Below are 244 nucleotides of genomic sequence, written 5' to 3'. Positions count from 1 at the left end.
TGACCCAGTCGCTGGAGCTCTACGACACCTACCAGGCCAAGATGCTTGACTGCGATCACAAGCTGGAATCCTTGATGGCGGCGCTGACTGACAAAGAGGCCAAGCCGGTGGGCAAGCTCTCCAGGCCGCGGGTGAAGACCAAGCAGGTCAATACACCATCGTTCGATGTGAGGACCGCTCTATACGGCGTGCTTGGCGTCGATCTGACCGAGATCCATGGGTTGGGTCCGTCACTCGCGTTGAA

Annotated in this window: 1 pseudogene; it reads left to right on the top strand. The window is 58.6% G+C overall.

Annotated features, from left to right (window positions below):
- A pseudogene (locus tag ACWGS9_RS35900) lies at positions 1-244 on the top strand (IS110 family transposase); the annotation flags it as partial.

It is taken from the genome of Mesorhizobium sp. Arg314 (assembly GCF_053714275.1).
This window is presented reverse-complemented; position numbering and strand designations above follow the sequence as displayed.